Source organism: Sphingobium phenoxybenzoativorans, assembly GCF_001757355.1.
Lineage (GTDB): Bacteria > Pseudomonadota > Alphaproteobacteria > Sphingomonadales > Sphingomonadaceae > Sphingobium > Sphingobium phenoxybenzoativorans.
This window is the reverse complement of record NZ_MINO01000194.1, coordinates 1-894: the sequence shown is the minus strand read 5'-3', so window position 1 is coordinate 894 and position 894 is coordinate 1. Positions and strand designations below refer to the sequence as shown.

At 69.7% G+C, this 894-nt stretch carries 2 protein-coding genes; both read left to right on the top strand.

From position 1 onward, the window contains the following. A partial coding sequence (locus tag BHQ40_RS24815) for a TolC family protein (RefSeq protein ID WP_139139491.1) occupies nt 1-502 on the top strand: 502 nt, incomplete at its 5' end. After that, on the top strand, nt 499-894 hold a 396-nt coding region (locus tag BHQ40_RS24810), incomplete at its 3' end, for a heavy metal-binding domain-containing protein (RefSeq protein ID WP_290438462.1). The genes BHQ40_RS24815 and BHQ40_RS24810, both read left to right, overlap by 4 nt.

Sequence of the window (894 nt, the reverse complement as noted above, 5' to 3'; positions counted from 1 at the left end):
CGCGCGGATCGCAGTCGCCGAAGCGGACGTGCGTCTCGCGCGCGCCGACAAGCGCCCCGACTGGAAGGTCGGCGTCACCTATGGCCGGCGCGATCCCATGTACGGCGACATGGCCTCGGTCGGCGTGTCGATCGACCTGCCGCTGTTCGCCGGCAAGCGCCAGAACCCCAGGATCGCTGCAAGCGAGAGCCTTGCGCAAGGGGGTCGGTTCGACCGCGAGGCGATCCGCCGCGAGCTGGTGGCGCAGCTCGACGCCGATCTCGCAGACCATGCCATGCATCTCTCCCGGTTGCGCAATGCCCGCGAGACGCTGGTGCCACTCGCCAGGCACCGCGCCGAGCTCGACCGCGACAGCTATGGCGCCGGCAAGCTCGACCTTGGCGCCGCGCTGCTCACGACGCTCGGGCTCGCGGAGGCCGAGGTCGAGGCGCTCAACCGCGAAGCCGACGTCGCGCGCGACGCGGTCCGCATCACTATCACCTATGGGGAGGAGCGGCCATGACGCTCGATAAATCCGCGCTGCGCTGGGGCGCATCGATCCTGGCTGTCGCGCTGCTGGCCGGCGGCACAGGCTATTGGGCTGGCCATCGCCAGGCACCGCAATCGGAGGCGACCACGCCCGCCGGGGCAGGCAAAGTCCTTTACTGGTACGATCCGATGTTCCCCAACCAGAAGTTCGACAAGCCCGGCAAGTCGCCCTTCATGGATATGCAGCTCGTGCCGCGATACGCGGACGGAGGAAGCGCCGGCGCGGCCCCCACGGTCGCCGTCGATCCCGCCGCGCGGCAGAGCCTGGGATTGCGGGTCGTCGCGGCGAAGATGGGCAGCCTTGCCTCGGCCCTCGAGGTCACCGGCACGATCGACTTCAACCAGCGCGACGTCGCCGTCATCCAG